This window comes from Bradyrhizobium sp. 132, assembly GCF_023074185.1.
GTDB lineage: Bacteria > Pseudomonadota > Alphaproteobacteria > Rhizobiales > Xanthobacteraceae > Bradyrhizobium.
Genome location: NZ_JADPKY010000033.1, coordinates 80,529 through 105,064 on the forward strand (window position 1 = coordinate 80,529; position 24,536 = coordinate 105,064).

Consider the following 24,536-nt stretch of genomic DNA (forward strand, 5'->3'; position numbering starts at 1 on the left):
CAAAATGCATGGTGTCTTGTCCCCCGCAGACCGCGCCAGCGCTACTTCATCTGGCCGATCAGCTTGGCCGCGCCGCTGGCGGTCTTCGCCAATTGCAACAGCGCCTCGCGTCCGCCGGCGGCGTAGGCGGCAGCTGCGCGCAACAGCTCGCGCAACTGCGCCGCCGCGCCCGGATCGAACCGGCACCAGGCGCCGCCGGTCAGGCGCGCAATTTCGCGAAAGGCCTGCTCGGCGACGGCGTCATGGCCTTCCTGAAAAACGAACACAGGCACCTTGAGCATGCCGAGCTCACCGGCCTTGGCACAGAGCTCGTCGACGTTCTCTTCCATGGCGTCGCCGACGAAGACAACGGCGCGCACGCCGGATGCGACCGCCTCGCGCCGCGCCTCGCTCAGCACCTTGCCGATCTGGGTGTCGCCGCCGCGGCAATCGATCTTGCTCATCAGCGCCGCAAGCCTGGCGCTGTCGGAAATCCATCCCGTGGCGCGGCACTCGTTGAATCCGCGATAGTAGACGAGCCGGATGTCGAGACTGCCGAGCGCGGAGGTCTCACGGAACATGTCAGCCTGAAGCGCGCAGGCCATGTCCCAGGTCGGCTGCCGGCTCATCGTCGCATCCAGCGCGAAGATCAGCCGGCCTTTCGCACCGGGAGCATGTGGCGACAGCGCTCGCGCGTTTGCGACGAAGGCGGCGATGTCCTCCGAGGTCGACGCCCCCGCCTGCGGCACCGCGCCGCCTGGTTTCGCCGAGACGGCCTCGCGGCCGCGCGGTTTGATGGGTTCGCCCGACATCTATTGACCCTGCGTGAGCGGCTAATGTGGTTAGCGCGCGCAGCCCGGTCAATGTGCAAAGCCCCCGCAGGCAGGAGCCGGCGGGGGCTTTGAAAATCGATACTGACGATGAGGAAGACGTCAGCTCTTGGCAGGCGCCATCAACGCGACCGGACCGGGCTCGAGAATCTTGGGCGGGGACGATTGCGTGTCGACCGGCGCGACCTCGCTGTCAGTCGCGCTCAGGAACTTGTCGAGCATGCCCTGGATCGAGTTCTTGGCTGCGTCCGGACCGGTGTCGCGCATGTCGTTGTGCTGGAATTCGGTCTTCACGACCTGGATGCCGGCCTTCTCGCATTCCTCGTCGGTCGGGATCACACCCGCATCGGTCTTGAACTGCGGGTCCTGCGAACGGAACGACAAAATCTTGAACTTGCCGGCGGTGACGAAGGGCACGCGCAGATTGTCGAGCGTGACGACCTTCTTGACCTCGTCCGGATACTGCTTGGCGAAATACATCGTGATATCGCCGCCCATGGAGTGGCCGACCATCGTCACCCTGCCGTAGTCGGCGTTGGGCTGAACCTTCTTCATCTCCTGCATGGCAAGATGGATGTTGGCGACGCCGCGCAGGATCTGCGGCAGCCGGCCGACATAGAGCTCGCCGGGCTTGGTCACCATCGGAGGATCGGTCGGCAGATCATGCTGCGGGCTGACGACGAGGTAACCGCGCGCAGCGAAGATGTTGGCGAGGAACCCGTACTCCGTGTTCTTGACGGTGTTGCCGTGGTTGATCACGGCGACCGGCATCGTGATCATGCCGGCATTGGCCTGCATTTCCTTGTCGCGACGGATCGCGATATCGACAGGCACGGCGCGGTTGTCGCGCGAGGCGTCGTAGAAGGTGATGGTCTCGTGTTTGATCGCCCACTTGCTCGCCGTGAAATAGGCGACGCCGCAGAGGGCACTGACCGAAACCAGAACGGCAATTCCACGCTTCATTTTCGTCCTCAGCCTCAGGCTCGTGCGGCCTGAATCCCTGTTGAAAATCGTGTTCTTCCGGAGCTCTTCGGCCCCTGGTCGCCTATTCCCTAATATATGTCACAGGGGCGTGACAGGAAGGCCAAATATTGTGAACTGACAGCCCTTTCATTGTGCGTCGCACACGTTTCTTGGGCATCCCTGCTCTCATACGGCTACGTCAGGGTGCACGTCGCCCTCCGGAGCAACCGGTCTCGATTGGGTTCAATTTCGCAGTAAACGCGAGGTGAAAACGGTCGAGCGAAGGCTCGGTTCCCGTGGGGACCCCGGCCGCTTTGATCGACTGGAAGTAGCAATATACCGCCGCTCAAGCGCCGAGGATGTCGTGGACCTCGAGCGGCTTATCGACCTGGTTGAACCACTCGGCGCGGTTGGCCGCACGGCGGCGGCCGCGCTCGTCGAGCGGAAGCTTGAGCTGGCGGAGCAGGCTCGTCACCTCCTCCCGCGCGGTCAGATGGCCGAGATTGGGCCGCATGCCGAGCGTGGCCTCGTTGATCTCGTCCAGCGCGGTCAGACCACGCGGGAAGAACTCGCGATAGACGACGCGTTCGGCGAAGCCGTCGACGTAGCGGAAGCCGAGCCGCAGCGACAAATCTTTCAACCCCTCGGCGACGAGCTGCTTGTTGCGGGAGCCGAGCATCGACAGGCGGTTGCGCACGACGATCCAGTCGGTGGTCGCGCCGTCGAGCTGGCGGCGCTTGCGGCGGGTGTCTCGCACCATCTCGGCGTAGTGGCTCTCGCCCGTCACCGCGTAGTTGGCGGGATCGACGGTGCCGAGCACGTCGAAATCGAGGAAGCTGTCATTGATCGGGGTCACCAGCGTGTCGGCCATCGAGTGCGCAAGCCGCATCAGATAGCTGTCGGTGCCGGGCGTATCGATGACGATGAAGTCGAAGCTGCTCTCGACCGCCGAGACCGCCTCCATGAACTGAAGGAACTCGGAATTCTCGTTCTCGGCGACCTGCATGGTCTCGCCGAGCTTGATGCAGCGATGCAGCGGCAGTTCGAGGTCAAGCTTGGTGCGGCGCGCCCAGGCGGAACGGTTGTTGATGTAATGAGTGAAGCTCTGCTGACGGCAGTCGAGGTCGATGGTGGCGACGCGCTGGCCGGCTTTCAGAAGCGCGACCGCGATGTGCAGGGCGGTGGTCGACTTGCCGGAGCCGCCCTTCTCGTTGCCGAGCACGACCACATGCGCCGCGCCGGACTGGCCTTGGCTAGCTTGCACAAGCATCGCGATCCCTAACACCCCTAACGAATATCTTCGAGTTGGCCGCGCCTGCGGTCAAGTGAAATGCGTGACAGGTAATGCAATTCGCACTGCGCCGTTCTTCATCATGAATCGCGGCGTCTTCTCTCGTCTGTGATCCAACCCACAATGTCGCGACATCGTGCGCGGCCTTGCGCGGGATGCTGTGCCGCAGTCGGACGCATGGCGTCCACGGTCGCCGCTTGTTAAGGTTAGTCTGCCGGGCGCCGGGACGCGCTCGCCGATTCCCAACTCCGTCGAGTTCTGATGTCACGCAGCCCCTTGATCGCCCGCACGGTCCCCGCCTTGCGACGCGCCGTCGACAATCTTCGCAAGCGAAAGGCCACGATCGCGCTGGTCCCGACCATGGGGGCGCTCCATGACGGCCATGTGTCGCTGGTGCGCCTCGCCAGGCGGCGCGCGAGCCGCGTGGTGGTGTCGATCTTCGTCAACCCGACCCAGTTCGCACCGACCGAGGATTTTGGCGCCTATCCGCGAACCTGGAAGGCCGATATCGCCAAGCTCGCCGCCGAGGACGTCGATATCGTCTGGCACCCCGGCGTCGAGGCCATGTATCCGGAGGGCTTTGCGACCCGGATCGTGCCGGAGGGACCGGCGCTGGCCGGCCTCGAGGACCGCTTCCGCCCGCATTTCTTCGGGGGTGTCGCGACCGTCGTCGGCAAGCTGTTCACGCAGTGCCGGCCGGATGTCGCGATCTTCGGCGAGAAGGATTTTCAGCAGTTGCGGGTGGTGACGCAGATGGCGCGCGACCTCGACCTCGGCGTCAAGGTGATCGGCTCCCGCACCGTGCGCGAGCGCGACGGGCTCGCGATGTCCTCCCGCAACGTCTATTTGTCGCCACAGGAGCGGCAGACCGCAACCACGCTGTACCGCGCCATGAAGGAGAGCGCCGGGCGCATCCGCGCCGGCGAAGCGATCGCTTCCGCAATGGCGCGCGGTGCCGGCATGATCACGGCGGCTGGCTTTGCGCTCGACTATTTTGAGGTGCGCCATGCTATCACGCTGGCGCCGGCCACCTCGCGCACGGACGGCCCTTTGCGGATCCTGGTCGCGGCCAAGCTTGGCAGCACCCGGCTGATCGACAATATCGCGGTCTAGAGCAATCCGAGATTGCGCAGCTCGCGCCGCATCGGCTCCGGCATCGCGGCGATCGAGCCGGCTGCGGACTTGCCAAGATCAGGCGGCACGGAATCGTCGGCGAGATAGCGCCAGCCCTGGAACGGGCGCATCGGCCGCGGCGACACCGAGATCACCTTCGGCTGCATCACGATCCGGCAGCGGCCGATGCCGTCCTTGTCGCGGAACGGCTCGATGCCGATGATTTTTTCGCGCGCGGCGACTTCGCCCTTGATCACCCAATAGAGCGACCCGCCCGACAGGATCTCGGCGTCGCGCTTGGGCACCATGCGGGTGATGTGGATGTGATGTTGCGGCAGACCCTTCTTCTTGGCGGTCCGCATCCGTTCGGCGGTCCACTCCTTCAATTCCTTGACGGAGTCGCAACCGACCGCGAGCTTGATCAGATGTAGTGGCATGCCCCAGCATTAGCCGGGCAGCCACGCATTTGGAATGCCGATCTACTCGTTATCCGCAGCCGCGGGCGCCGCGGCCGGCGGCGCCAGCGGAACCGGCGGTGCCACCGGCGCACGCGCAGCCTTCGGCGCAGACGGTTTCTTTGCGGCGGGCGCGGCGGCCTGTGCCGAAGCCGCTGCCGGCGCGCGCGGAGCCGGCGAGGCCCCAGCGTTTGCGGCGGGCGCCGCCTGGCGCGTTGGCGGCTCCGGATTCATGATGCTGATCGGCGGCGTCGACGAGGCGCTCGGGAACTCCGCATTGGTCGGCTTGCCCGTCGGCATCGACGGCGGCAGTCCGGCAAGCGCGGCAGTGGCCGGCAACTGCGACGTTGCAGGCGCATTCCAGGTCGGCGCGTAGCGCGCGACCAGCGTGTCGTAGAGATGGGAATCCATGTTGGCGGCGACCTGCTGCTGATCGGTCAGCGAACGGAAGGCCGCGCAGTCGAACTGTGTGCAGCCGTCGCGCGCAACCAGCACCTGCGCGACCAGGCCGTAGCGATCACGCTCCAGCGATCTGCGCAGCACCCTCACGTCGAGCGTCAGGCTCTTCTCGGCGGTCGCGGCATCGCCGAGCGCCATCAGCCGGTCGATCCTGGCGGCGGTGTAGGAGATCGCCGCGGCGGCTGCGTCAGGCGCGCCGAACAGCGACTTCTCGCAGCCAATGGCCACGGCATCGCCGGCGAGATCGTCGAGACAGGACAGCGCCGGCAGGCTCGCGATGACCGCGGCCTGCGCACGCGCCTCGGTCGGCGTGACCTGCCCCGCCGGTCCAGAGACGTGCACATTGGCAGCCAATGCGACGGCAATGGCGAGCAGTGCGATGACGGTCAGCGCGCCGTTGGCAACCGATCTTTCGGCACGCAGCAGCGTGATCAGGAGGATCAGTCCGAAGAAGCCGGCAGCCGCCAGCGTCATCCACATCGGAAAGACCGGCGAGCGCCAGATTTGGTCGAGCGGCGAGGCCCATGCCCAGTTCATGCGCGACGTCCCCTCACGCGAGCAGAGAGCGAATGGTCAAAGCGAGCACCGAGAGTCGGCAACTGCCCCCGGCCCACCTTTTGAAGGTGAAGCGGGCCTTTTGACGGCGGCAGGATGGAATTCCCCGGTACGCGCCAACGCGCGGATAGCGTCGGCTTCAGGACAGCGCGAGCTGGCTTTCCTTGGCGACGCGTTCGAAGGCTTCGGTCGAGCTCTTGATCCGGTACTGGCAGTCGTCACCATCCGTCGGCAGCAGGCGGATGATCTCATACGATCCGCTGGCAGCGGGGCGTGCGACATTGCTGGCCGTGAACAACACGCGCGATCCAATAGGGAATTTGTGCTTCAACACCCTCTCCATCACTCAAACAACGCCTGCCACGCCCATGGTCCCACTGCGTCGGCCGGCCGGAAACCCGGCTGTCATATAGCATGCGGCCGGCCTTTTTGGCCAGCAGTATGCGACATGGCAAACCTGCCAATTTTGCAGTTATTTCAGAGTGATGCCCCCGACCGCTGATACCGCTGGAACCGGTTCTTCAGGCGGTATGGGGCAAATGGCCGTCGGGGCTGGCGTGATCCACGGCCTTGGGCAGTTCCTGGGCCAGAATCTGGCCCAACTGGTCGACCGGGATGTTGTAGCGCGCAGCCAATTGGCGGACGGTGTCGCTGCCGAGCACGGCGCGGAGCTGGTCGGCCGAGATCGGCAGGTTCTGGCCGTTGCCGAGCCAGGATTTGACCTGGTCACCGAACCCCGCCTGCTGGAGTTTTGCGACGATCGCGCCGAGGCCGCCCTGATTGTTGCTACCGATCACCTCGTTCAGCACGGCCGGCAACACGGCTGCGCCGAGCTGGCCGAGCGCGCTACGGAGCGCCGGGTTGTTCTCCAGCGAGTCCAGGATTCCCATGACTGTGCCCTCTCCTAAGCCGTAGCTCCGCCGCGATTGAGCGCCGCCATGCGCCGTGACGTCAAGCCGCGCTCAATCACATTCGCGACTACACGTTCTCGAACGTTTCGATGACGAGCGTTTCGGCGAGCCCGTCCCGGGTCCATTCCTGGAACGCCGGCAGCGCCAGCATCGTGTCCATGTAAGCCTTGGTCTCCGGCGTGATTGCGATCGCGTAGGTGCGAAAGCGGTGCACGACCGGGGCATACATCGCATCCGCCGCGCCGAAGCGCCCGAACAGGAACGGACCGTTGGCGCCATACCGGGCCCGGCACTCGCGCCAGATCTCCTGCACGCGCGCGATATTGGCCTGCGCGTCCGCCGACAACGTCACGGGCCGCACCGGGCGGTGCAGGTTCATGCCGCATTCGTTGCGCAGGGCCATGAAGCCGGAATGCATCTCGGCGCACACCGAACGGGCATGGGCGCGGGCGGCGGCGTCGTCGGGCCACAGCTTCACGTCCGGGAAGCGCTCTGCGAGGTATTCGATGATGCTGAGCGAATCCCACACCGTGATGTCGCCATCGACCAGCACCGGCACCTTGCCGGCGCGGCTGAACGAGATGATCTGCTCCTTGTCCGCGGGATTGTCGGTGTAGAGCGGGATGACGGTCTCGACGAACGGGATGTCATTGGCGCGAAGTGCGAGCCAGGGCCGCATCGACCATGACGAGTAGTTCTTGTTGCCGATTGCGAGTTTCAGCGCAGCCATGTCATCAGTCCTTCCCGAGACGTCTTGAAGCGAGCTGCTTTTAACGCCATCGCCTGCCGCCAATCAATCGTTGCTGCACCTCGCCATGCGTGGCAAGCGTTGCGATCCTCGCCAGGAGACAGACATGAGCAGGCACTGGGTCGACATCACCGCCGTCGGCTTCTTCATCATCGAATGGCTGGTCTACGCGCTGACGCTCGAGCATTCGGCCTATGGCCGCGACAGCCTGTCGGCACGCATGAACCGCTACCGCGAGGTCTGGGTGCGCCGGCTGCTCGACCGCGACGCGCGCATGGTCGACATGCAGATCATGGCCTCGCTGCAGAACGGCACCGCCTTCTTCGCCTCCACCAGCCTGATCGCGCTTGGGGGCGCGCTGGCGCTGCTGCACGCGACCAACGACGCCATTGCGATTCTCGGCAAGCTGCCGATCGACCTCAGCCCCTCGCCCGCGCTGTGGGAGCTGAAATGCGTCGGCCTCGTCCTGATCTGCGTCTACGCCTTCTTCAAATTCGCGTGGTCGTATCGCCTGTTCAACTATGTCGCGATCCTGTTCGGCGGCATGCCGCCGGTCTCGCAGCGCGGCACGCCGGAGGCGGAAGCCCATGTCATCCGCACCTCGCGCCTGTTTGAATCCGCCGGCCGCCATTTCAACCGCGGCCAACGCTCCTTCTTCTTCGCACTTGGCTATCTCGGCTGGTTCGTCAGCCCCTGGGTGCTGTTCGTGACCACGGCAGCCGTGGTGATCGTGACCTGGCGGCGGCAATTCGCCTCGAGTGCGTGGGAGGCGATGGCGCCGGAGGTGGTGGATGGCGATGAGATGAAGCGCGGTCGTTGATGGGCTACGCGAGAGCTAGCCGCCGAAATCCCGCGGGCTGAACGGAAGGTCCATCACCTTCCATTCCCCGTATTTGTCGGCCGGCAGCATCTTGTAGGGCTGGCAGGCCTGGAGTGCGCTCATTGCGGACTTCACGAGGGCCACGCCCTTCGCGGACGGCGGGGCTTCGATCAGGATCGGCTCGCGCGCCAGCGTGCCGTCGGTGGCGAGCACCGTGCGCAGCTTGATGTTGACGTTGTCGGTCGGCGCGACCCCGGCCGGCAGTTTGGCGCAGCTTCGCAAGTGACGACGCAGCTCGGCGATGATTTCGGCCGGCAGCTTGGCTGCGATTGAATCCTTGGCGTCGCCGCCATCGTCCTTGGGGGCGTCTTTCGGCAGCTCCAGCGGCAATTCCGGCGGCAGGCCCAGCATGACGCCGTACTTGACGGTGACGTCAGGCTCCGGCGCCTGATAGGCTGGCGGCGGTGCGGCCTCTGGCTGCTGCATCGCTTGCGGCGGCGGCGGTTGCGGCTGTGCGTTGGCCTCGCTCGGCTTTGGCAAGGGCGGCTGCTGTGGCTGTTGCTGCTGCTGCGCAGGACGTTGCGGCTCGGGCGAGGCCTGCGGCGCCGGCGATGGTGATGGTGATGGCGCGGCCTGTTGCTTGGCCGCAGACTTCGTCGCCGCGGCGGGCTTGTCTTTGTCCTTGTCGGTGAAATCCAGCTTCGGCAGTTTGAAGTCGGGGATCGGCTCCGGCGGCTTCTGCTTGAGCTCGTCCTTGAGCTCGTCCTTGGCCTTCTCCTCGGTTTTGGCCTCCTCCTGCTTCATCTGCTCCGGCGTCACGATGCTGACGGAAACCGATTCGGGCGGGCTGGCGTGAAACGGATGGACTTCGCTGATCGCGATGATCAGCGCGACCAGCGTCAGATGGGCGATCGCCGACGCTGCAATGTCCGTCCGTATGATCTTCCGCAGTTCCATTGCCTGACTTCGGGTTGCCAAGCTGGTCCTAGCATACGGCAGCCCCCTCTCAATCCCATTTTGGCGCGAAGCCGAAATCGGTCAGGCGACCCCTGGGACTGGCCAGTGCGGCGATCTGGGCCATCTCGTCGTCCGAAAGCTCGAAATCGAAGATATCGATGTTTTCCGACAGACGTTCGACGCGCGAAGTGCGCGGGATTGCAGCGACATTCTGTTGCACCAGCCAGCGCAGGCAGATCTGCGCCGGCGTCTTGCGATGCAGACGCCCGATCTCCGCGAGCGTCTGGTCGGTCTTGATCCGCCCCTTGGCGATCGGGCTGTAGGCGACCAGCGCTAGCGCGTGCTGGTCGCAGGCCGCCCTCACCTTCGCCTGGTCCAGATAAGGGTGGTATTCGACCTGGTTGCAGACCAGCGGCTCCGGCGACAGCGCGACCGCCTGCTCGATCAGCGCCACCGTGAAATTGGAGACGCCGATGTGGCGGGTCAGGCCCATGCGCTTGGCATGCGACAGCGCGCCCAGCGTCTCCTCCAGCGGCACGTGCGAATTGGGCCAGTGCAACAGCAGGAGATCGACGGAGGGAAGCCGCATGCGCGCCAGGCTCTCCTTGACCGAGCGCTCGAGATCGTGGGGTGCGAAATGGTTAGTCCAGACTTTTGTCGTCAGGAAGATGTCGTCGCGGCGCACGCCGGAGGCGCGCAAGCCGTCGCCGACCTCGCGCTCATTGTCGTAGACCTGTGCGGTGTCGATGTGGCGATAGCCGAGCCGGAGCGCCTGCTCGACCACGCGCGCGCACATGCGCCCGCTCAGCTCCCAGGTCCCCAGCCCAATCGCCGGTATCCTTGCGCCCTTGGTCTCGACGAACAGCATGAGGAATCCTCTCTGTCGCGGTCGCCCCAAATCATCATCCAGGCGTCATTATGAACCCGGCTGGTGACACTGCCAACGGACGACCCGGGCTGCCGGGCCGGATATTCGGCGCAATGCTAACGGGAGGTTCGCACCAGTTTTACGTCAGGTCTGGAGTTCAGGCTTTGGCGAGCGCCTGGAACACGGTGTCGGGCGCATGCGCGATCACGGCAAGCAGCGCGCGGGCCGGTCCCCGCGGGGCGCGCTTGCCCTGCTCCCAATTGCGGATGGTTTCGACGGGAACGCCGAGTTTGGCCGCGAACTCCATCTGGGTCAGGCAGGCGCGACGGCGCAAATCGCGCACCGCGAGCGAGCTGGCTTCGGCCGGCGCAGCGCTGGCCGCAGGCTGGATTGGAAAGGGCTGGATTGGAAGCGGCTGAACAGGAAACTCTTGCCCGTCCCGCAACTCGACGATCCGTCCGTCCGCCTTCAGCCGCACACGCATGCTCATTCCCCCAAGCAAGGGCGATGATGCGGCAGGCCGCTTAAGTTCGGATTAAAGATAGCGGCGGCGTATACGGTCTCGTGCCCCGGTTCTGCGCAGCAGCGCCATAAGCGCGTTTACGTGCGTCTTCGACGCGCTATGGCGCCGCAGCGCGCCCGGGACACGAGAGACCTACCTCAGCCCGAACCACAACGTCGCGATACCTAGGAAGGAGAAGAACCCGACGACGTCGGTGACCGTAGTCACGAACGTGCCGGAGGCCACGGCCGGATCGGCCCTGACACGTTCGAGCGCCATCGGGATCAGGATGCCGCCGAGCGCGCCGGCGAAGAGGTTCACGATGATGGCGAGCCCGATGACGATGCCAAGGCCCGGGATCTTGAACCAGGCCACCGCCGCGATTCCGGTGATCACGGCGAAGGCGAGGCCGTTGACGAGGCCGACCAGCCCCTCGCGCATCACCACGCGCCAGGCATTGGAGGAGCCGAGCTCGCGCGTCGCCAGCGCGCGCACCGCGACCGTCATGGTCTGGGTCGCGGCATTGCCGCCCTGGCTCGCGACGATCGGCGCCAGCACGGCGAGCGCCACCATCTTTTCGAGCTGGCCCTCGAACAGGCCGAGCACAGAGGACGCGAGGAAGGCGGTGGCGAGATTGACCAGCAGCCAGTTGAACCGTGCGCGCGCAATGGTGAACACGGTGTCGGAGAGCTCTTCGTCGCTGTTGACGCCGCCGAGCGCCTTGAGGTCCTCGTCTGCCTCCTCCTCGATCACGTCGACCACGTCGTCGACGGTGATGACGCCGACGAGGCGATCCTGGGTGTCGAGCACCGGCGCTGCGACGAGATTGTATTTGCCGAACATGCGCGCCACCTCCTCCTGGTCCTCCAGGACGGAGACGCGGCGGCGATCCTCGTCGGTCAGCTCAACAAGCGCCACCGGGCGGCGGGCGCGCAGCAGCACGTCGAGCGAGACCGCGCCCTGCCAGTGCTGCTCCTTGTCGACGACGTAAATCTCGTAGAAGCGCTCGGGCAGATCCGGCGTCTCGCGCATGTAGTCGATCGCCTGGCCCACGGTGAAATCCTGGGGCACTGCGATGAACTCGGTCTGCATCCGGCGGCCGGCGGAATTTTCCGGATAAAGCAGGCTGCGCTCGAGCACGACGCGTTCCTTGAGCGGCAGCTTCTCGAGGATCTCCTCCTGATCGGCCTGGTCGAGGGTTTCCAGCAGCTCGACGGCGTCGTCGGATTCAAGCTCGCGGACACCTTCCGCGACGGTCTCCGGCGGCAGTTCCTCGAGGATCTCCTCGCGCACGCCCTCATCGAGCTCGTTCAGCGCGGAGAAGTCGAAATCGCGCCCCGTCAGCTCGACCAGGCGGACGCGGTCGTCGGGCTCGAGAGCCCCGATCAGATCGCCGAGATCGGCCTCGTGCAACTCGGCAACGCAGGCGCGCAGCGCGGCGCTGTTGCCGGCCTCGATCGCATGGGCAATTTCCTCGACGAATTCGTGACGAATTTCGCCGTCTTCATTGCGCATCGGCACGTGGTCGAGTACCGACTCCGCGGCAGATGCGGCACCGTCCATATGTTCGTCCATGGCGCGCCTCGCCGTTTGACAGGTTGGAACGAGTGGTCTGAGCTGATGGTTCAGGCAATACCCACAAGGCAACTCTGAGCGCAATGACAAAGATGCTTCGACTGAGGTGGGGCTCGATGGCGGCAGGCGCAGCGCTGACCGCCCTCGCCGGTATCGCCTCGACTGAAGCCGCCGAGTGCCCGCGCAAGGACGCGCTCGGCACCTCCCGCGTTCTGAGCGTCGACGCCAGGACCACGCCGCGCGTGGGCCTGAAGAGCTTTCCGCAGACGTTAGCCCTCGCCGATCACGAGGTCGTGCTGACCTTCGACGACGGACCGCATCCGCCGACGACCTCGAAGGTGCTGGCGGCGCTGGCGCAGGAATGCGTGCGCGCGACCTTCTTCCTGATCGGCCTGCACGCCTCCGAACACCCTGACATGGTCAAGCGCATCGCCCGCGAGGGCCACACCATCGGCCACCACACCTTCTCGCATCCGTTCATGGCGCGGATCCCGTTCGACAAGGCGAAGAGCGAGATCGACCGCGGCATTGCCGCCGACGAGATGGCGCTACACGGGACGTCGACGACGACACCTTCGACGCCGATCTTCCGGTTTCCCTATTTCGAAGCCACGCAAGCCGAGCTCGACCTGCTTCAGTCCCGCGGCATCGTCGTGTTCGGGGCTGACCTCTGGGCCAGCGACTGGAACGTGATGACGCCGGAGCAGGAATTGAAGCTTGTCACCGAGCGCCTCGCCGCCGCCGGCAGGGGCATCATCCTGTTCCACGATCCCAAGGCACGCACGGCCGCGATCATGCCGGCCTTCCTGCGGTATCTGAGGGAGAACGGCTATCGGGTGGTTCACGTCGTACCGGCGGGCACATCACAGAAGAATGCCGACGCCCGTTGATGCCGGAATGTCACGCCGGCGCAAGATGGGGTGATTTGGGCCCTATTAACAGTCTGTTCATGCTACGCCATGCAAGTATTAAGGGGTGCTTGTAACGGGAAAGGTTCTTGCGCCTGAACCATTTTCTGATGTCTCCGACCTACTACGGCAGCAGTCGCATAAGAGGGCAGACGGGATTCATGATCGGAAGTAGCGTTGTTGTTCGGACGCGATCGTGGATCGTCCTTTGCCTTGGCGGATTCCTTGGTTTCCTGACCATCGGCTCGACGGCGGCCGTTGCGGCCGACTGCCCCGGCCATCCGGACGCGCTTGGGACGTCGCGCACCCTCGTGGTCGATCCGCACGAGCATCCGCGCATCGGCACGATGCAGTACCGCGAGACGCTGCCGCTGAAGGACCATGAAGTCGTCCTGACCTTCGACGACGGTCCGCTGCCGAAATATTCGAACCAGATCCTCCAGATGCTCGCCGACGAGTGCATCAAGGCGACGTTCTTCATCATCGGCGAACAGGCCAAGGCGAATCCGGAAGGCGTGCGCAAACTGGTGGCGGCGGGCCACACCGTCGGCACCCACAGCATGAACCATCCGCTGACGTTCGACCGGATGCCGCTCGATAAGGCCGAGGCGCAGATCAACGGCGGCATCGAATGGACCTCGGCTGCGATGACCGATCCGTCCAAGCTGGCGCCGTTCTTCCGCATTCCAGGCCTGATGCGCGCCGAAGGCGTCGAGAACCTTCTGATCTCGCGCGGCATCCAGGTCTGGAGCGCCGATTTCCCGGCCGACGACTGGCGCCATGTGTCGTCCGATCGCGTCTATCAACTCGCGATCCAGCGGCTGGAGGCCAAGGGCAAGGGCATCCTGTTGCTGCACGATATCCAGGCCCGCACGGTGGCGGCACTGCCGAAGATCATCCGCGACCTCAAGGTGCGCGGCTATCGCATCGTGCATGTGGTGCCCGCGACCGCCGAGCGGCCGGCGACGCCGACGACGCCGGTGGAATGGCTGCTGCATCCGCCGACCGAGACCACCCCGATCGCGCGCTGGCCCGCCGTGCCGAACTTCGTGTTCGCGCAGACCAAGATGCTGCCGGCGCCCACGCTGGCCGACCTCAACGCGCAGACCGATCATCAACCGCTGCTGCCGCGCAGGACCATGGCAATGGCCAATGTCGCGGCCACCCTGCCCGTGCCCGGCCGCGATCTCTTTGCTATCCCTGAAGGCTCGGTAGAGGTGCTGCTGTCGACGACCTTGTCACGGCGCGCCGCAACGCGGCTGGCGATGGCAGCCGAGACGCCTCGGGCGGCCAGGAGCAAGGCCGGCAAGTTGCGCGGACATCGCACTGCACATGCCGCGCCGGCGGGAGCGAAGCATGCCGCGGCCCCCAAGAGCGCTGCTCAGAAGGGCGCTGCGACGCATCCGACGCGCGTCGCGAGCCTGAAGAAGCGCGCACAGTAAAAGCACTACTGCCGCATGATGTTGGCGACGCAGAGCAGCACGATCAGCGCCAGGAAGAACAGGTCCATATAGGATTTGAGCTCGCCGTCGCGCCGCAGCCGCGCAACGTCGGCCACGACCTGCTTGCGCACATTCGTTCCGCCCGCGCCGGCATTGAGCGGAGCCTGAAGGCGCTTGGTCTCGGCCTCAAGTTTCTCGAGCTTCTGGTAGAAGAAGAAAGCCCGCAGCGTCGAGGCCGCGCGCATACCGGCATAGACCAGCACCAGGATCGCGATGATCGCCCGGTTCTGGTACTTCTCCATGAAGTTCAGGCTGAAATAGACCATCGCCATGAATGCGAAGTTGGTCACGAACCGATAGACGAAGCTTAGAAAGACCATGCGGGCTCAAGCCTTGAAGGGGTGGCGCAACCGGATCGTGTTGCGAATACGGGATCAGGGGGCCCAGAGCGGAACAGCCGGCCTGGATGCCGTGCAGGCGCCGTCTACGCCAATTTTGTTTCAACAAAGATACTATTGCCCCTGCAATTGCCGCCTTTTAGCCACTCGCGCGCCGCCATAATGCAAGCCGGAGCACGGCTGTCGGCCCGTTCCGCGCGCCTGCTGCTGCAACGGCTCAATGGAGATTTGGCGAGAGCCGCGATAGACTACCGCCACCACATGTGGGGGCTGCCGATGCCGAAGAAGGGAATCACCGGCCACGACGACTGGGTTCTGACCGAGGCGCTGGCGACCGCGCTGGTCGCGCTGGAGCAGCTCGAAACCAAGCACCAGCCGAACGCGCATATGGACGATATCCGCAAGATGCTCTCGAACGGCAAGGAGCCGGCGGCGGTGAGCCTGCACCTCGCCCAGGCCAAATGCCGGCTGTTTCCCGACCTCGATCCGCTGGAGATCTACCGGGAATACGGCATCGGCGACGAATACGGCTGAGGGCGCCGTTGACCGGCGCAACTAGGGGCCGCCGGAGACCGATCCCGCGATCACCATGACCAGCGCGGCAAGGTCGATCTTGCCGTTGACGATCAGCTCCTCCGAGCTTTTCAGAGCGTCCGTGTCCTGGACCTTGAGCGATTGCGGCCGGTTCGCCGCCTGCCGCTGCAGTTCGCCGATGATGGCTTCCTTGAGCTTCTCCTCCAGCATGGACTTTGTCCTCAGGCTGCCATCGCACGGCAGGATTGTGCGCAGGAGCGGCACATGGCGACGCACTCGTCCATGCCGCCGAGCCGCTCGCAATCCTCGGCGCATTCGGTGCAGATTTCGGCGCATTCGCCGCACGTATGCCGGTGATGCGGCGTGTTGATCAGCATGAAATGCGCCGCCGTCCGGCACATTTCGGCGCACGCCATCATCAGGCGGAAATGCTTGGGCTCGACGTGCCTGCCGCCGGTCTCGAGGCAATGGTTCATCGCCGTGCCGAGGCAGGTCTGGTAGCAGCTCATGCAGAGCGCGATGCAGCGCGTCATGTCTTCGGATTGAGCCATCCGTTTTCTCCAATGCTCGCCCCCTGCACCGGTCAACCAGTGGGATGTTGTGATCGTTCCTGCCGTCGTGCCGATTGACATCGGGGGAACCTCGCAAAGCTAGCCGTAACGCGTCGCGCGCACCGCCCGGTAGCGAGCATCGGTCTGCGGCTTGATGAACAGCGCCGCCACGCTCGGATGGCGTTTGCGTATCTCGGTCTCGATCGAAACGACGCATCGCTCGATGTCGTCGGCGCGCTTGTCATCCGCAAATTCGATGCTGAGGGCCGCAACGACCTCGACCGGCGACAGCTGCACCGTCAGAAGGCCGTTGGCCCTGAGCACGCCGGGCGAACGCCTTGCGATGTCGAGGACCGATCGCGCAAGCTCCGGATCGGCGGGCTCGCCGATCAGCAGGCTCTTGCTCTCGCGCGCGAGACCGATCGACACGATCGCCAGCAATATCCCGATCAGGATCGACCCGATCCCATCCCAGACCGGCTGGCTCAGCAATACGGCGGCCGCAGTGGCCGCCGCAGCAATGGCGATGCCGACCAGCGCCGCACTGTCCTCGAGCAGCACCATGAATGCCGGAGGATCCTTGCTGCGAACGAAAGCCTGATAATATCCCAACCGCTGGCCGTCCGAGCTGAAGCGCCGCAGGGCAATCAGCCAGGAGCCCCCTTCAAACAGGAACGACAGCCCGAGCACCACGAAGCTGACGATCGGACTTTCGATCGGCTCGGGTGCGGCGACATGCAGAATGCCCTGATACAGCGAGACACCGGCGCCCAGCGCGAAGATGAGCAGCGCAACGATGAAGCTCCAGAAATACAGCTCGCGCCCATAACCGAGCGGATGGGATTCATCGGGCGAACGGCTCGCGCGCCGGTAGCCGTAAAGCAGCAGGATCTCGTTGGTCGTGTCGACGAGCGAATGCACCGCTTCGCTCGTCATGGCCGAACTCCCCGTCCACGCGGCGGCGCCGATCTTCGTGACCGCGACGAGGACGTTGCCGAGCAGCGCCGCATAGACCGCGGTCCTCGAGGATGATTCTGTTGCCAATGTCCGATACCCCGTTCCTCATGCCAGCCGTCGCGGCAGGCTGCGGTGGATCGTGCAGGCGGCGACCGCGGCGTGGCCGAACGCGACCGAGATCTGGTGCAAGTCGGTGACGACGTCGCCGATCCCGTAGAGCCCGTCGACGGAGCTGCGCTGATGGTCGTCGACCTTCAGGTAACCCTCTCCGGTATGTTCGGCCACGAGCGTCATCGCGAGATGCGAGCGCACCTCCGCACCCATCACCGGGTAGACCATCTCGAATTGCGCCGTCCGGCCGCCTTCGAAGACGGCTTCGACGCCGTCGTCTCTCCGCCTCAGGCGCACGCCGGGCGCAACCACGACCTCGACACCTGCTTCAGTCAGCTCCGACACTGCGGCCTTCCCGTCATCCTCGCCCGTTGCGAGCAACGTCACGTCGCGGGAGTAGCCGCGCAGGAACAGCGCCTTGCCGGCGGCACGGTGAAGCGGGCCGACGATTCCGATACGGTGGCCGATCGCCTCGAAGGCGTCGCAGACCGGACAATAGCGCAACAGCCCGTCCGCGACCGCGGCGCGCCATTCGTCGAACGGCGGATGGGTATCGACGATACCGCAGGCAAGGATGACGGTGGCAGCCGCATGCACGTCGCCATTCCAGATCGCCTGAAAACCGTGGTCGTGCCGCCGCAAGGCGGTGACCTCGGCGGTCACCCGCGTGACCGCGAGCTCGTCCAGCTGCGCCGACATGCGTGCCATCAAGTCGGTGCCGGACAGGCCGTGGACGAAGCCCGGCACGTTGTGACTGCGCGGGATCAGCGCCGCCCGGCTTGCGCCTGCGTCCACGACACAGACACGGCGCCGAAATCGCGCGAGGTAGATCGCGGCCATCAGCCCGGCCGGGCCGCCGCCGACGATCAGGCAATCATGCGATTGATTTTCCCCGCTCATTTGGGAATCGGATCGGACAGGCCCTCACCGGGCTCGCGAAGCTGTCCGCTCCGCGCCAGCCGGACCGCATTGCCGAGCGCGCGCGCTGCATTCCGCACCTCCTCCTGGAATCCGCTGTCGTTATCGAGCGCGCGGTGCGAGGTGGCGTATTGCTCCATGTAGCCGACATAGCCGTCGAACTCGGCGAAGCGGCCCGCAGAGACCAGCTGCATGTCGGTCAGCCAGTCGGACAAGGCGCGGCGCACGCCCTCGGCACCGACCGCATCGCCGTGAACAACGAGGCCGAAATGACGGCCGGCGAGATGGCGGGGATAAGACCACCCCTTCAGCTCCAGCGCCTTCGCCTCGGCGGCCTCCTTGCCGTGGGTCGAGGTCGGATCGGGATTGCCGCCATCGGCGCAGACCATGCGGTCCATCATCGCCTTGAGCCCGGCGGGCACGTGATACCAGTTCACCGGCGTCACGATCAGGATGCCGTGGGCCGCGACCCACAGCGGATAGATATCGTTCATCCAGTCGCCGGTCTGCCCCAGCGAATAATTCGGATAGCAGCTGCAGGGCCAGTGGCAGAGCGGCATCGCGGTTCCGACGCAAGACTTGCAGGGATGGATATGCTTGCCGAACTCCGAAGCCAGGCGCGACAGATCGAGGACGTCGACGGCAAACCCAAGCTCGGCAAAAACCGGTTCAGCGAGCTCGACCAGACGCCAGGTCTTGGACATCTCGCCGGGACAGGTGTGCTCGCTGCGCGCCGAGCCGTTGATGATGAGGATACGCGGCGTCTCGTCCGCATCGTCATGAATTCGCTGCGCCGCCAGGATTTTCGCGCGCGCGTCGAGCCAGTCGATGGCGATGTCGTAGTCGGGATCGGAGAATCCGGCGCCCGCCTTTCGCGTCAGCGGGACCTTGCGTGAATGGCTGTAGGCATCCCAGGCAGCGCCGACGATGGCATCGAGCTCGCGCTGGAGCGGTGCAAAGGCGGGATCGACGAACTGGTTTTTGTAACGCCGTTCGAACGCCTCGCGCGACAGCTTGACGGGCGGCATCCCCTTGCGAACGTCGGCTTCCGTCATGCTGGCTCCTGGCGAAGTCGGACCAGCCCGACCAACCCGGGACGCAGCGCGCGGTTCCTCGTTACTCTAGCAGTGAGCGACGTCCGGCGGCAGGTCGAATTGCGCGATCCGCTGGTCCAGCCGCCACAGTTCGATGCGGTGGCCCAGCACGAGCGATGCCGCTTCGCGCTTGGCCTGCTCGTCATCGTCGCAGACGAGATTGATGCATCCGAACACATGCCCGTCCGGATCGATCTGGAATGCGCGGTAGTGCCTGATGCTCCGCACCGTCATCCTCCACGTCTCGGGTAGACGGGCGTGCTCAACCATTCCGTCAGGTGCGAGGTCGCGTCGTTTTGCTTGGCGCGCCGAAGCAGCATGTCGCGCTCCTTGCCGGGCGGCAGGCTGCGCGCGCGTTCGCGAGCGGTTTCGGCGAATGTCGCCAACCGCTCCTGGAGCGATTGGGTCTGTTTCCTGCGATTGCGTTTGGCGGTCATTGTACTTTCACAAAGCGCTTTGATTGGAAGGAAATTGGCCCCGGCGGGAGGTCTGGCGCCAGGGCCCAGGTTTCCGTGCCGGTTGGGGCGGCCCAGCCCGGCAACGTTGGCAGCTTCGGCCGCAACCGCCGGTTCCGGCATTTCAATAAGTTAACGGTGCATGATTTTGCTGGTGCGAAGCACCGCGACCGGGCAGCGGATGCGCATCACTTCGCGCGCCGGCGCAACTTCGACTGCGCCGCGAAGCGGCGTTGAATGGGGCACCATTCCGGCGCTGCGCATTCGCTTCGCCGGCCCTATTCCGGCGGCTGCAGCCCCGGCGACCGTAGCCACTCGCTCATCTGAGAACCGGTTTCCGCCTGACGCGCCCTGCGCAACATCTCGTCGCGTGCAGCGCCGGGCGGGAGCGACTTGGCCTGTTCGCGAAGCCGCTCGGCTTCCGCGGCCAGGCGCACTTCCAGTGCATCCGTTTGCTTGACACGATGCCGCGTCAACATGAAGAATTCTCCCTGTTCGTGGACAGAGCGCGCCGTTGCGTCCTTCTCTGACGGCTTCCATAGCCAGACCGGATCGGAGCCTCAACGTTCCGGACCGCGAACGGTTTCTCCATGCCAGGCAAGTATCGGAGGGCCTACTCTTCCCGGTGGTCGCGAAGGGCCTTGATCTCCGAGCGCAACATCGCGCTTTCCATCACCACTCGGCGCACCTCGCGCGTGGCATCATCAAGCTGATCCGCGAGCGCTCTGTGCTGCGCCCGGAGGGCGCGGCTCGCTTCGATCGCGCGCTCAGCGCGGGCAAACAGGACGTCGTTCATGGAGCGACGATAGAAGCTTCGGAACCACAGCGCCTTCACGTAAGTTACGTAATTTACTCAAAACCAGCCATCCGCTCAAAATCATCCGCGAACGTTAACCTGGATCAAGTATCTCGCCACCTGTCGACCGCCCGCGACCGAGGACCCACGTACTGTCCCAAGCAAAAGAGCGCTTAGCCCCGCCGATAGAGTTGCAGATAGCTCGGCGAGAACAGCGCCGCATCCTTGAGCGCATCGAGATCGGTGATGGTCAGCGTGCGATCGCGCAGCACGATCAGGCCGGAGGCCCGCAGTTCCTGTACCGTGCGGTTGAGATGGACCACCGACAGCCCGGTGGCGTCCGCAAGATCCATTTGTGTCACCGGCATCACGCAGGAATTGCCGTCGACCATGCCGACGGGACGCAGCCGCTCGATAATCTCGCAGAACAAGTGGGCCACGCGTTCAAACGCCACCCGGCGGCCGAGATTGATGGCCCATTCGCGCTGGATGGCGTTGTTGACGAGGGTCTCACACCAGAACGCTTCCGCCAGCGCGCGGTCGCCCGCCACCAGACCCTCGAACCGCGCGCGCTTGATTTCGGTGTAGACGACCGGCGTCATCGCCGCGATGGAATGATCCATGACCGACAGCAGGAACGCGTGCGCGTCGCAACTCTCGCCGGGAAACAGAAAGTTGACGATCTGGCGCCGACCGTCCTCGAGCGTCTTGTAGCGGCAGAGCCAGCCCGACAGCACGAGGCGGACACTGTCGACCGGATCGCCCTCCGAGATCAGATCCTCGCCCGACCCTGCGCGCTGGATTCCCTCAAGCATTGCGTATTCAAGCGAGCTGCGGGCCTCCGTCGACAAGGGCCTCAGCACGTTCAGCCGGCGAATGACCGGGTCCACCATGCTGCGATCTAGCGTCGACAAGGGCATCAGTTGGCCACCGCCGGTGTATGAAACGCCCGCTTGCTAAGAGGAATGGTGATCGTGCATGCCAATCCCCTGGGATTGAATGCCATCGTGGTCTGCCCCTTGAACTCGAACGCGAGTGTGCGCTCCAGAAGCTCGGTCCCAAATCCTTTGTGCGGCGGCAGCGCAACCGGCGGCCCGCCGCGCTCCCGCCACTCGAACACCAGCTCCGCCGGCTCGGTGCCCTGCTCAATGCGCCAGGAAATCTCGATGCGACCTATCGGTCGGCTCAGGGCGCCGTATTTCAGCGCGTTGGTCGCGAGCTCGTGAATGGCAAGCGCGAAGGTTTCCGCTGCCTTCGAGTGAAAACGCACCGTGGGACCGCTGACACGCACCTGCTCGCCTTCCCTGGCATTATAGGCCAGCAGCTCCTCGACGGCGAGGTATTCGAGATCGACTCCGCCTTCGGGATCGCGGGTCACCAGCGCCTGGGTACGGGCGAATGCGTTGAGCCGGCCGTCGAGATGGGAAGCAAACTCCTCGACTGTCGAACTGCTATCGGCCGTGCGACGGGCGATCGAGCGCACCACGCCGAGCGTATTGCGGACCCGATGCTGGAGCTCGGCCAGCAGCAGGCGCTGCCGCTCCTCGGCGCGGGTAATGGCGGTGATGTCGACGAAGGTGATGACGACCCCGGCGATGAAATTGTCGATGCTGCGATAGGGCAGGATGCGCACGATGTAGCGCGTGCCGCTGTCCGGCTCCCTCAACTCGCGCTCGGCGCTGGCAAGCGTCCGCAGCACGCCGCGAATGTCGTCATAGAGCTCCTCGATCGGGATGCGCGCCTTGATGTGCGCGATGGGCCGGCCCGTGTCGGTCTCGACGAGATGCAGAACCTGCGTGATCGCCGGCGTGAAGTTCATCACGCGCAAATCGTTGTCGAGGAACACGGTCGCGATCTGCGTGCTCTCCAGGAAATTCTCGAGGTCGCTGGTGGCGCGCGTCAATTCCTGGACCCGGTGGGCCAGCTCGCCGTTGACGGTGGTCAGTTCCTCGTTCACCGACTGCAATTCCTCGCGCGAGGTTTCGAGCTCTTCGTTCGCGGACTGAAGCTCTTCGTTGAGCGACTGGTATTCCTCGTTCGAGGACTTCAGCTCCTCATTGGTGCTTTCGAGCTCTTCGATGGTCGCCTGAAGGCGCTCCCGCGTCGCCCGCAGCTCGCCTTCGATACGCTCGACGTGCTCCGTCTGCACCAGCGCATTGGGATAGCCCTCGTCGGCATCCATGGTGCGCACCGGGCCGTCCTTGAACAGGACGACGAAATTGCGGTGGTCGCCATCCTGGATCGGCTCCACCGTGATATCGACGAGAATGCGATGGCCGTTGACGCCGAGCTGCACCTGCTCGGCATGGGCGGGCTCATTGGTCTCCGCCGCGCGGCTGAGCACCGTTCGCAGCTCCAGGCGGAGATCGCGATGGACGAGTTGGAGCAGGTCGAGCGTGGCGGCGCCTGCCGTCGGCTCGATGTAGCGGCCGGTGCGCCCGGAGAAGTGTAAGACCTGAAAGTTGCCGTCGGTGATGACATAGGCGGGCGCGTAGCGCTCCGCGACCCGTTGCGCGCGGCGCTCCAGACCCACGTCGGGACGGAACGAGCGCAGCGGCGGCACCTCGGCGGGAGCCCTGCCCGCAGCGGTCGTGATCGGAAATTCCGGCGGCAGCCGCGTTCCGGTCTCGAGCTTCTTGAAGATGCGGGCGCGGCGGTCGATCGGCACGAACAGTTTCGGATGCCGCGTCACGTTCTCGGAATTGCCGAGGAACAGGAAGCGATCCGGCAGAAGCGCGAAGTGGAATAGCGGAATCACCCGGTTCTGCAATTCGGCATTGAGGTAGATCAGCAGGTTGCGGCAGGAGACGAGATCAAGCTTGGAGAACGGTGCGTCCTTGATCACGTTGTGCTGCGAGAAGATGCACATTTCGCGCAGGTCCTTGACCACGCAATAGGTATCGCCCTCGCGCACGAACCAGCGCGCCAGGCGCTCCCTGGTCATGTCCGCCTCGATCTTGGTGCGGTAACGACCGACGCGCGCGGTCGCCAGTGCCCGTCCGTCGATGTCGGTAGCGAAGATCTGAACCTGCGGGGCGGAGTCCATTTTGGCCATGTGCTCGCGCAGGAGGATACCGATCGAATAGGCCTCCTCTCCCGTGGCGCAGCCGAGCACCCAGACGCGAACCTGCTGGCCCGCGCTCTTGCCTTCGAAGATCTTCGGGACGATCTGGCTCTCCAGCACTTCGAACTCGCGCTTGTCGCGGAAGAATTCGGTGACGCCGATCAAGAGATCGTTGAAGAGGTGCAGCGCCTCGTCCTGGTCGTTGCGCAGGAAATCGACATAGGCGGAAATCTCGGCGATCTGAACCACCTGCATCCGCCGCTGCACGCGGCGCAGAAAGGTGTTCTGCTTGTAGCCGTGGAAATCATTGCCGGTCTTGCTGCGCAGGACGTCGGCGATGCGCGACAGCGAGCTCGCCGCAGCGGCCAGTCCCTCATCGAACCCCTGCTTCTCGTCCAACCGCCGCAGATGACGAGCATAGACCTGAATGTGCTCGGCGATCTCGTCCGCGGTCAGCACGTAGTCGGCGATGGCTGCCGGCGTATTGGCGTCCTTCAGATGATCAGCCTCGTCACTCGCGCCCTTTTCGGCGATGGCGAGACCACCGTGATCCTTCAGCGTCGCGGTACCCAGCGTGCCATCGCCGCCGATGCCGGACAGGATCACGCCGATCGATTGCTCGGCGCGTTCTTCCGCCAGCGACACCAGGAAGCTGTCGATCGTGGCTCGCTCGCCGGGCGCCTGCTCGGCCTCGCGGACCGCGAAGCGACCGCCATGGATCGTCGTGATCATCGCCGGCGGGCACAGATAGACCGTGCCGCCCTCGATGGTCTGGCCGTCGCTGATGTCGGCGATCTTGCCGCCGCTGGAATTTCGCACGATCCGGCGCAGCCGCGGCTCATCGAACGCCTCATGATGTTGAAGCGCCAGCACGACGGCCTGGTCGGCGCCTACGGTCAGTTTGGCAAAGAAGCGCTCGATGCTATCCAGAGCTGCCGGCGGGGCGCCCACCCCGATGATCAGCGGGGACCTGGTCTGGTGCTCTCTTTCGACCGGCTGGTCGCCGATTTCATGCATGATCTCGGTAGCTCTCATTCAGTGACGTGAACCAGCGGGTCGCCCGCTCGCCGCAAATAGCAGAATTGATGTTATCCCAACAGGTGAAAGGCGGATATGTCACGCTGCGTTCCATACCGCGAGCATCGTTGTCAATTCCCGGCCAAAGGCCCATAGTTGCGTGCGGCAGGAGCCCCGTGATGCAGACGTCCGACAAACTCGCGGCCCTGATCAGGCGGGCCGAGGACGCCACCGCGACCGCCCGTCGGCTGCTCCGCGAGAACGA

At 64.8% G+C, this 24,536-nt stretch carries 28 protein-coding genes and 1 pseudogene; 5 read left to right on the forward strand and 24 right to left on the reverse strand.

The features are described 5' to 3' along the window. Window positions 1-41: 41 nt before the first annotated feature. The 3 genes from IVA74_RS05725 to IVA74_RS05735 form a co-directional block, all read right to left on the reverse strand. Window positions 42-791, reverse strand: a complete 750-nt coding sequence (locus IVA74_RS05725) for a VWA domain-containing protein (RefSeq protein ID WP_247340698.1) — start codon at window positions 789-791, stop codon at window positions 42-44. 120 nt (window positions 792-911) lie between these two features. After that, the gene (locus IVA74_RS05730; protein ID WP_247340699.1) at window positions 912-1,772 is read right to left on the reverse strand and encodes an alpha/beta fold hydrolase; all 861 of its coding nucleotides are present in this window, start codon (window positions 1,770-1,772) and stop codon (window positions 912-914) included. 346 nt (window positions 1,773-2,118) lie between these two features. Then, complete coding sequence (locus IVA74_RS05735; RefSeq protein WP_247340700.1) at window positions 2,119-3,042, reverse strand: division plane positioning ATPase MipZ; 924 nt, start codon at window positions 3,040-3,042, stop codon at window positions 2,119-2,121. Between the two features lie 282 nt (window positions 3,043-3,324). Here IVA74_RS05735 and panC point away from each other — a divergent pair, with 282 nt between their 5' ends. Continuing rightward, window positions 3,325-4,176, forward strand: coding sequence for a pantoate--beta-alanine ligase (gene panC, locus IVA74_RS05740; protein ID WP_247340701.1), 852 nt, complete (start codon window positions 3,325-3,327; stop codon window positions 4,174-4,176). Here panC and IVA74_RS05745 read toward each other — a convergent pair. The 5 genes and pseudogenes from IVA74_RS05745 to IVA74_RS05765 form a co-directional block, all read right to left on the reverse strand. After that, window positions 4,173-4,613 carry a DUF1489 domain-containing protein gene (locus tag IVA74_RS05745; protein ID WP_247340702.1) on the reverse strand — a complete coding sequence of 147 codons (441 nt, stop codon included), beginning with the start codon at window positions 4,611-4,613 and terminating at the stop codon, window positions 4,173-4,175. The two genes, panC and IVA74_RS05745, sit on opposite strands and share 4 nt — an antisense overlap. A gap of 42 nt (window positions 4,614-4,655) precedes the next feature. Then, entirely contained in the window at window positions 4,656-5,627 is a 972-nt protein-coding gene (locus IVA74_RS05750; protein WP_247340703.1) for a hypothetical protein, read from the reverse strand. 157 nt (window positions 5,628-5,784) lie between these two features. Further along, a complete protein-coding gene (locus IVA74_RS05755) occupies window positions 5,785-5,988 on the reverse strand; it encodes a hypothetical protein (protein ID WP_007603227.1) in 204 nt (67 codons plus the stop codon). Between the two features lie 178 nt (window positions 5,989-6,166). Next, window positions 6,167-6,544, reverse strand: a pseudogene (locus IVA74_RS05760) (YidB family protein); the annotation flags it as partial. Window positions 6,545-6,623: 79 nt separating this feature from the next. Continuing rightward, on the reverse strand, window positions 6,624-7,286 hold the full coding sequence (locus tag IVA74_RS05765; protein ID WP_247340706.1) for a glutathione S-transferase family protein: 663 nt from the start codon (window positions 7,284-7,286) through the stop codon (window positions 6,624-6,626). Window positions 7,287-7,410: 124 nt separating this feature from the next. Between IVA74_RS05765 and IVA74_RS05770 the strand changes: the two genes are divergently transcribed. Next, window positions 7,411-8,124: a DUF599 domain-containing protein gene (locus IVA74_RS05770; protein ID WP_247340708.1), complete on the forward strand. Its 714-nt coding sequence runs from the start codon at window positions 7,411-7,413 to the stop codon at window positions 8,122-8,124. Between the two features lie 15 nt (window positions 8,125-8,139). On the opposite strand, the gene IVA74_RS05775 is transcribed toward IVA74_RS05770, so the two are convergent. From IVA74_RS05775 to mgtE, 4 genes are all read right to left on the reverse strand, one after another. Further along, window positions 8,140-9,081 carry a hypothetical protein gene (locus IVA74_RS05775; protein ID WP_247340709.1) on the reverse strand — a complete coding sequence of 314 codons (942 nt, stop codon included), beginning with the start codon at window positions 9,079-9,081 and terminating at the stop codon, window positions 8,140-8,142. A 49-nt stretch (window positions 9,082-9,130) separates the two neighbouring features. Next, window positions 9,131-9,949 (reverse strand): aldo/keto reductase, encoded by an 819-nt coding sequence (locus IVA74_RS05780; RefSeq protein ID WP_247340710.1) that lies wholly within the window; start codon window positions 9,947-9,949, stop codon window positions 9,131-9,133. A 157-nt stretch (window positions 9,950-10,106) separates the two neighbouring features. Beyond that, the gene (locus tag IVA74_RS05785) at window positions 10,107-10,439 is read right to left on the reverse strand and encodes a helix-turn-helix domain-containing protein (RefSeq protein WP_247340711.1); all 333 of its coding nucleotides are present in this window, start codon (window positions 10,437-10,439) and stop codon (window positions 10,107-10,109) included. A gap of 165 nt (window positions 10,440-10,604) precedes the next feature. Further along, entirely contained in the window at window positions 10,605-12,026 is a 1,422-nt protein-coding gene (gene mgtE / locus IVA74_RS05790) for a magnesium transporter (protein WP_247340712.1), read from the reverse strand. 116 nt (window positions 12,027-12,142) lie between these two features. Here mgtE and IVA74_RS05795 point away from each other — a divergent pair, with 116 nt between their 5' ends. Then, a complete protein-coding gene (locus IVA74_RS05795) occupies window positions 12,143-12,916 on the forward strand; it encodes a polysaccharide deacetylase family protein (protein WP_247340713.1) in 774 nt (257 codons plus the stop codon). Between the two features lie 179 nt (window positions 12,917-13,095). Continuing rightward, window positions 13,096-14,376 (forward strand): polysaccharide deacetylase family protein, encoded by a 1,281-nt coding sequence (locus IVA74_RS05800; protein ID WP_247340714.1) that lies wholly within the window; start codon window positions 13,096-13,098, stop codon window positions 14,374-14,376. A gap of 5 nt (window positions 14,377-14,381) precedes the next feature. On the opposite strand, the gene IVA74_RS05805 is transcribed toward IVA74_RS05800, so the two are convergent. Beyond that, on the reverse strand, window positions 14,382-14,756 hold the full coding sequence (locus IVA74_RS05805) for a hypothetical protein (protein WP_247340715.1): 375 nt from the start codon (window positions 14,754-14,756) through the stop codon (window positions 14,382-14,384). A gap of 294 nt (window positions 14,757-15,050) precedes the next feature. On the opposite strand from IVA74_RS05805, the gene IVA74_RS05810 reads away from it, so the two are divergent. After that, entirely contained in the window at window positions 15,051-15,308 is a 258-nt protein-coding gene (locus IVA74_RS05810) for a hypothetical protein (protein ID WP_247340716.1), read from the forward strand. 21 nt (window positions 15,309-15,329) lie between these two features. Here IVA74_RS05810 and IVA74_RS05815 read toward each other — a convergent pair whose 3' ends face one another. The 11 genes from IVA74_RS05815 to IVA74_RS05865 form a co-directional block, all read right to left on the reverse strand. Further along, on the reverse strand, window positions 15,330-15,518 hold the full coding sequence (locus IVA74_RS05815; RefSeq protein ID WP_247340717.1) for a hypothetical protein: 189 nt from the start codon (window positions 15,516-15,518) through the stop codon (window positions 15,330-15,332). An 11-nt stretch (window positions 15,519-15,529) separates the two neighbouring features. Next, complete coding sequence (locus tag IVA74_RS05820) at window positions 15,530-15,859, reverse strand: four-helix bundle copper-binding protein (protein ID WP_247340719.1); 330 nt, start codon at window positions 15,857-15,859, stop codon at window positions 15,530-15,532. A gap of 99 nt (window positions 15,860-15,958) precedes the next feature. Beyond that, entirely contained in the window at window positions 15,959-16,903 is a 945-nt protein-coding gene (locus tag IVA74_RS05825) for a cation diffusion facilitator family transporter (protein ID WP_247340722.1), read from the reverse strand. Window positions 16,904-16,921: 18 nt separating this feature from the next. Beyond that, the gene (locus tag IVA74_RS05830) at window positions 16,922-17,827 is read right to left on the reverse strand and encodes an NAD(P)/FAD-dependent oxidoreductase (RefSeq protein WP_247340724.1); all 906 of its coding nucleotides are present in this window, start codon (window positions 17,825-17,827) and stop codon (window positions 16,922-16,924) included. After that, window positions 17,824-18,900 (reverse strand): flavodoxin family protein, encoded by a 1,077-nt coding sequence (locus IVA74_RS05835; RefSeq protein WP_247340725.1) that lies wholly within the window; start codon window positions 18,898-18,900, stop codon window positions 17,824-17,826. The genes IVA74_RS05830 and IVA74_RS05835 overlap by 4 nt, the downstream gene beginning before the upstream one ends. A 66-nt stretch (window positions 18,901-18,966) precedes the next feature. Further along, window positions 18,967-19,173, reverse strand: coding sequence for a hypothetical protein (locus IVA74_RS05840; protein WP_247340726.1), 207 nt, complete (start codon window positions 19,171-19,173; stop codon window positions 18,967-18,969). Then, window positions 19,170-19,376 (reverse strand): hypothetical protein, encoded by a 207-nt coding sequence (locus IVA74_RS05845; RefSeq protein WP_247340727.1) that lies wholly within the window; start codon window positions 19,374-19,376, stop codon window positions 19,170-19,172. The genes IVA74_RS05840 and IVA74_RS05845 overlap by 4 nt, the downstream gene beginning before the upstream one ends. A 296-nt stretch (window positions 19,377-19,672) precedes the next feature. Continuing rightward, a complete protein-coding gene (locus IVA74_RS05850; RefSeq protein WP_247340728.1) occupies window positions 19,673-19,873 on the reverse strand; it encodes a hypothetical protein in 201 nt (66 codons plus the stop codon). Window positions 19,874-20,007: 134 nt separating this feature from the next. Next, a complete protein-coding gene (locus tag IVA74_RS05855; RefSeq protein ID WP_247340729.1) occupies window positions 20,008-20,229 on the reverse strand; it encodes a hypothetical protein in 222 nt (73 codons plus the stop codon). Between the two features lie 134 nt (window positions 20,230-20,363). Then, the gene (locus IVA74_RS05860; RefSeq protein ID WP_247340730.1) at window positions 20,364-21,110 is read right to left on the reverse strand and encodes a Crp/Fnr family transcriptional regulator; all 747 of its coding nucleotides are present in this window, start codon (window positions 21,108-21,110) and stop codon (window positions 20,364-20,366) included. Next, a complete protein-coding gene (locus IVA74_RS05865; protein ID WP_247340731.1) occupies window positions 21,110-24,271 on the reverse strand; it encodes a CheR family methyltransferase in 3,162 nt (1,053 codons plus the stop codon). The genes IVA74_RS05860 and IVA74_RS05865 overlap by 1 nt, the downstream gene beginning before the upstream one ends. Window positions 24,272-24,536 lie beyond the last annotated feature (265 nt).

Bases quoted from the DNA above. Each gene is read 5' to 3' on its own strand.
- IVA74_RS05725 (WP_247340698.1), bottom strand. From the start codon at position 791: ATGTCGGGCGAACCCATCAAACCGCGCGGCCGCGAGGCCGTCTCGGCG.
- IVA74_RS05730 (WP_247340699.1), bottom strand. From the start codon at position 1,772: ATGAAGCGTGGAATTGCCGTTCTGGTTTCGGTCAGTGCCCTCTGCGGC.
- IVA74_RS05735 (WP_247340700.1), bottom strand. From the start codon at position 3,042: ATGCTTGTGCAAGCTAGCCAAGGCCAGTCCGGCGCGGCGCATGTGGTC.
- panC (WP_247340701.1), top strand. From the start codon at position 3,325: ATGTCACGCAGCCCCTTGATCGCCCGCACGGTCCCCGCCTTGCGACGC.
- IVA74_RS05745 (WP_247340702.1), bottom strand. From the start codon at position 4,613: ATGCCACTACATCTGATCAAGCTCGCGGTCGGTTGCGACTCCGTCAAG.
- IVA74_RS05750 (WP_247340703.1), bottom strand. From the start codon at position 5,627: ATGAACTGGGCATGGGCCTCGCCGCTCGACCAAATCTGGCGCTCGCCG.
- IVA74_RS05755 (WP_007603227.1), bottom strand. From the start codon at position 5,988: ATGGAGAGGGTGTTGAAGCACAAATTCCCTATTGGATCGCGCGTGTTG.
- IVA74_RS05765 (WP_247340706.1), bottom strand. From the start codon at position 7,286: ATGGCTGCGCTGAAACTCGCAATCGGCAACAAGAACTACTCGTCATGG.
- IVA74_RS05770 (WP_247340708.1), top strand. From the start codon at position 7,411: ATGAGCAGGCACTGGGTCGACATCACCGCCGTCGGCTTCTTCATCATC.
- IVA74_RS05775 (WP_247340709.1), bottom strand. From the start codon at position 9,081: ATGGAACTGCGGAAGATCATACGGACGGACATTGCAGCGTCGGCGATC.
- IVA74_RS05780 (WP_247340710.1), bottom strand. From the start codon at position 9,949: ATGCTGTTCGTCGAGACCAAGGGCGCAAGGATACCGGCGATTGGGCTG.
- IVA74_RS05785 (WP_247340711.1), bottom strand. From the start codon at position 10,439: ATGAGCATGCGTGTGCGGCTGAAGGCGGACGGACGGATCGTCGAGTTG.
- mgtE (WP_247340712.1), bottom strand. From the start codon at position 12,026: ATGGACGAACATATGGACGGTGCCGCATCTGCCGCGGAGTCGGTACTC.
- IVA74_RS05795 (WP_247340713.1), top strand. From the start codon at position 12,143: ATGGCGGCAGGCGCAGCGCTGACCGCCCTCGCCGGTATCGCCTCGACT.
- IVA74_RS05800 (WP_247340714.1), top strand. From the start codon at position 13,096: ATGATCGGAAGTAGCGTTGTTGTTCGGACGCGATCGTGGATCGTCCTT.
- IVA74_RS05805 (WP_247340715.1), bottom strand. From the start codon at position 14,756: ATGGTCTTTCTAAGCTTCGTCTATCGGTTCGTGACCAACTTCGCATTC.
- IVA74_RS05810 (WP_247340716.1), top strand. From the start codon at position 15,051: ATGCCGAAGAAGGGAATCACCGGCCACGACGACTGGGTTCTGACCGAG.
- IVA74_RS05815 (WP_247340717.1), bottom strand. From the start codon at position 15,518: ATGCTGGAGGAGAAGCTCAAGGAAGCCATCATCGGCGAACTGCAGCGG.
- IVA74_RS05820 (WP_247340719.1), bottom strand. From the start codon at position 15,859: ATGGCTCAATCCGAAGACATGACGCGCTGCATCGCGCTCTGCATGAGC.
- IVA74_RS05830 (WP_247340724.1), bottom strand. From the start codon at position 17,827: ATGAGCGGGGAAAATCAATCGCATGATTGCCTGATCGTCGGCGGCGGC.
- IVA74_RS05835 (WP_247340725.1), bottom strand. From the start codon at position 18,900: ATGACGGAAGCCGACGTTCGCAAGGGGATGCCGCCCGTCAAGCTGTCG.
- IVA74_RS05840 (WP_247340726.1), bottom strand. From the start codon at position 19,173: ATGACGGTGCGGAGCATCAGGCACTACCGCGCATTCCAGATCGATCCG.
- IVA74_RS05845 (WP_247340727.1), bottom strand. From the start codon at position 19,376: ATGACCGCCAAACGCAATCGCAGGAAACAGACCCAATCGCTCCAGGAG.
- IVA74_RS05850 (WP_247340728.1), bottom strand. From the start codon at position 19,873: ATGTTGACGCGGCATCGTGTCAAGCAAACGGATGCACTGGAAGTGCGC.
- IVA74_RS05860 (WP_247340730.1), bottom strand. From the start codon at position 21,110: ATGCCCTTGTCGACGCTAGATCGCAGCATGGTGGACCCGGTCATTCGC.
- IVA74_RS05865 (WP_247340731.1), bottom strand. From the start codon at position 24,271: ATGCATGAAATCGGCGACCAGCCGGTCGAAAGAGAGCACCAGACCAGG.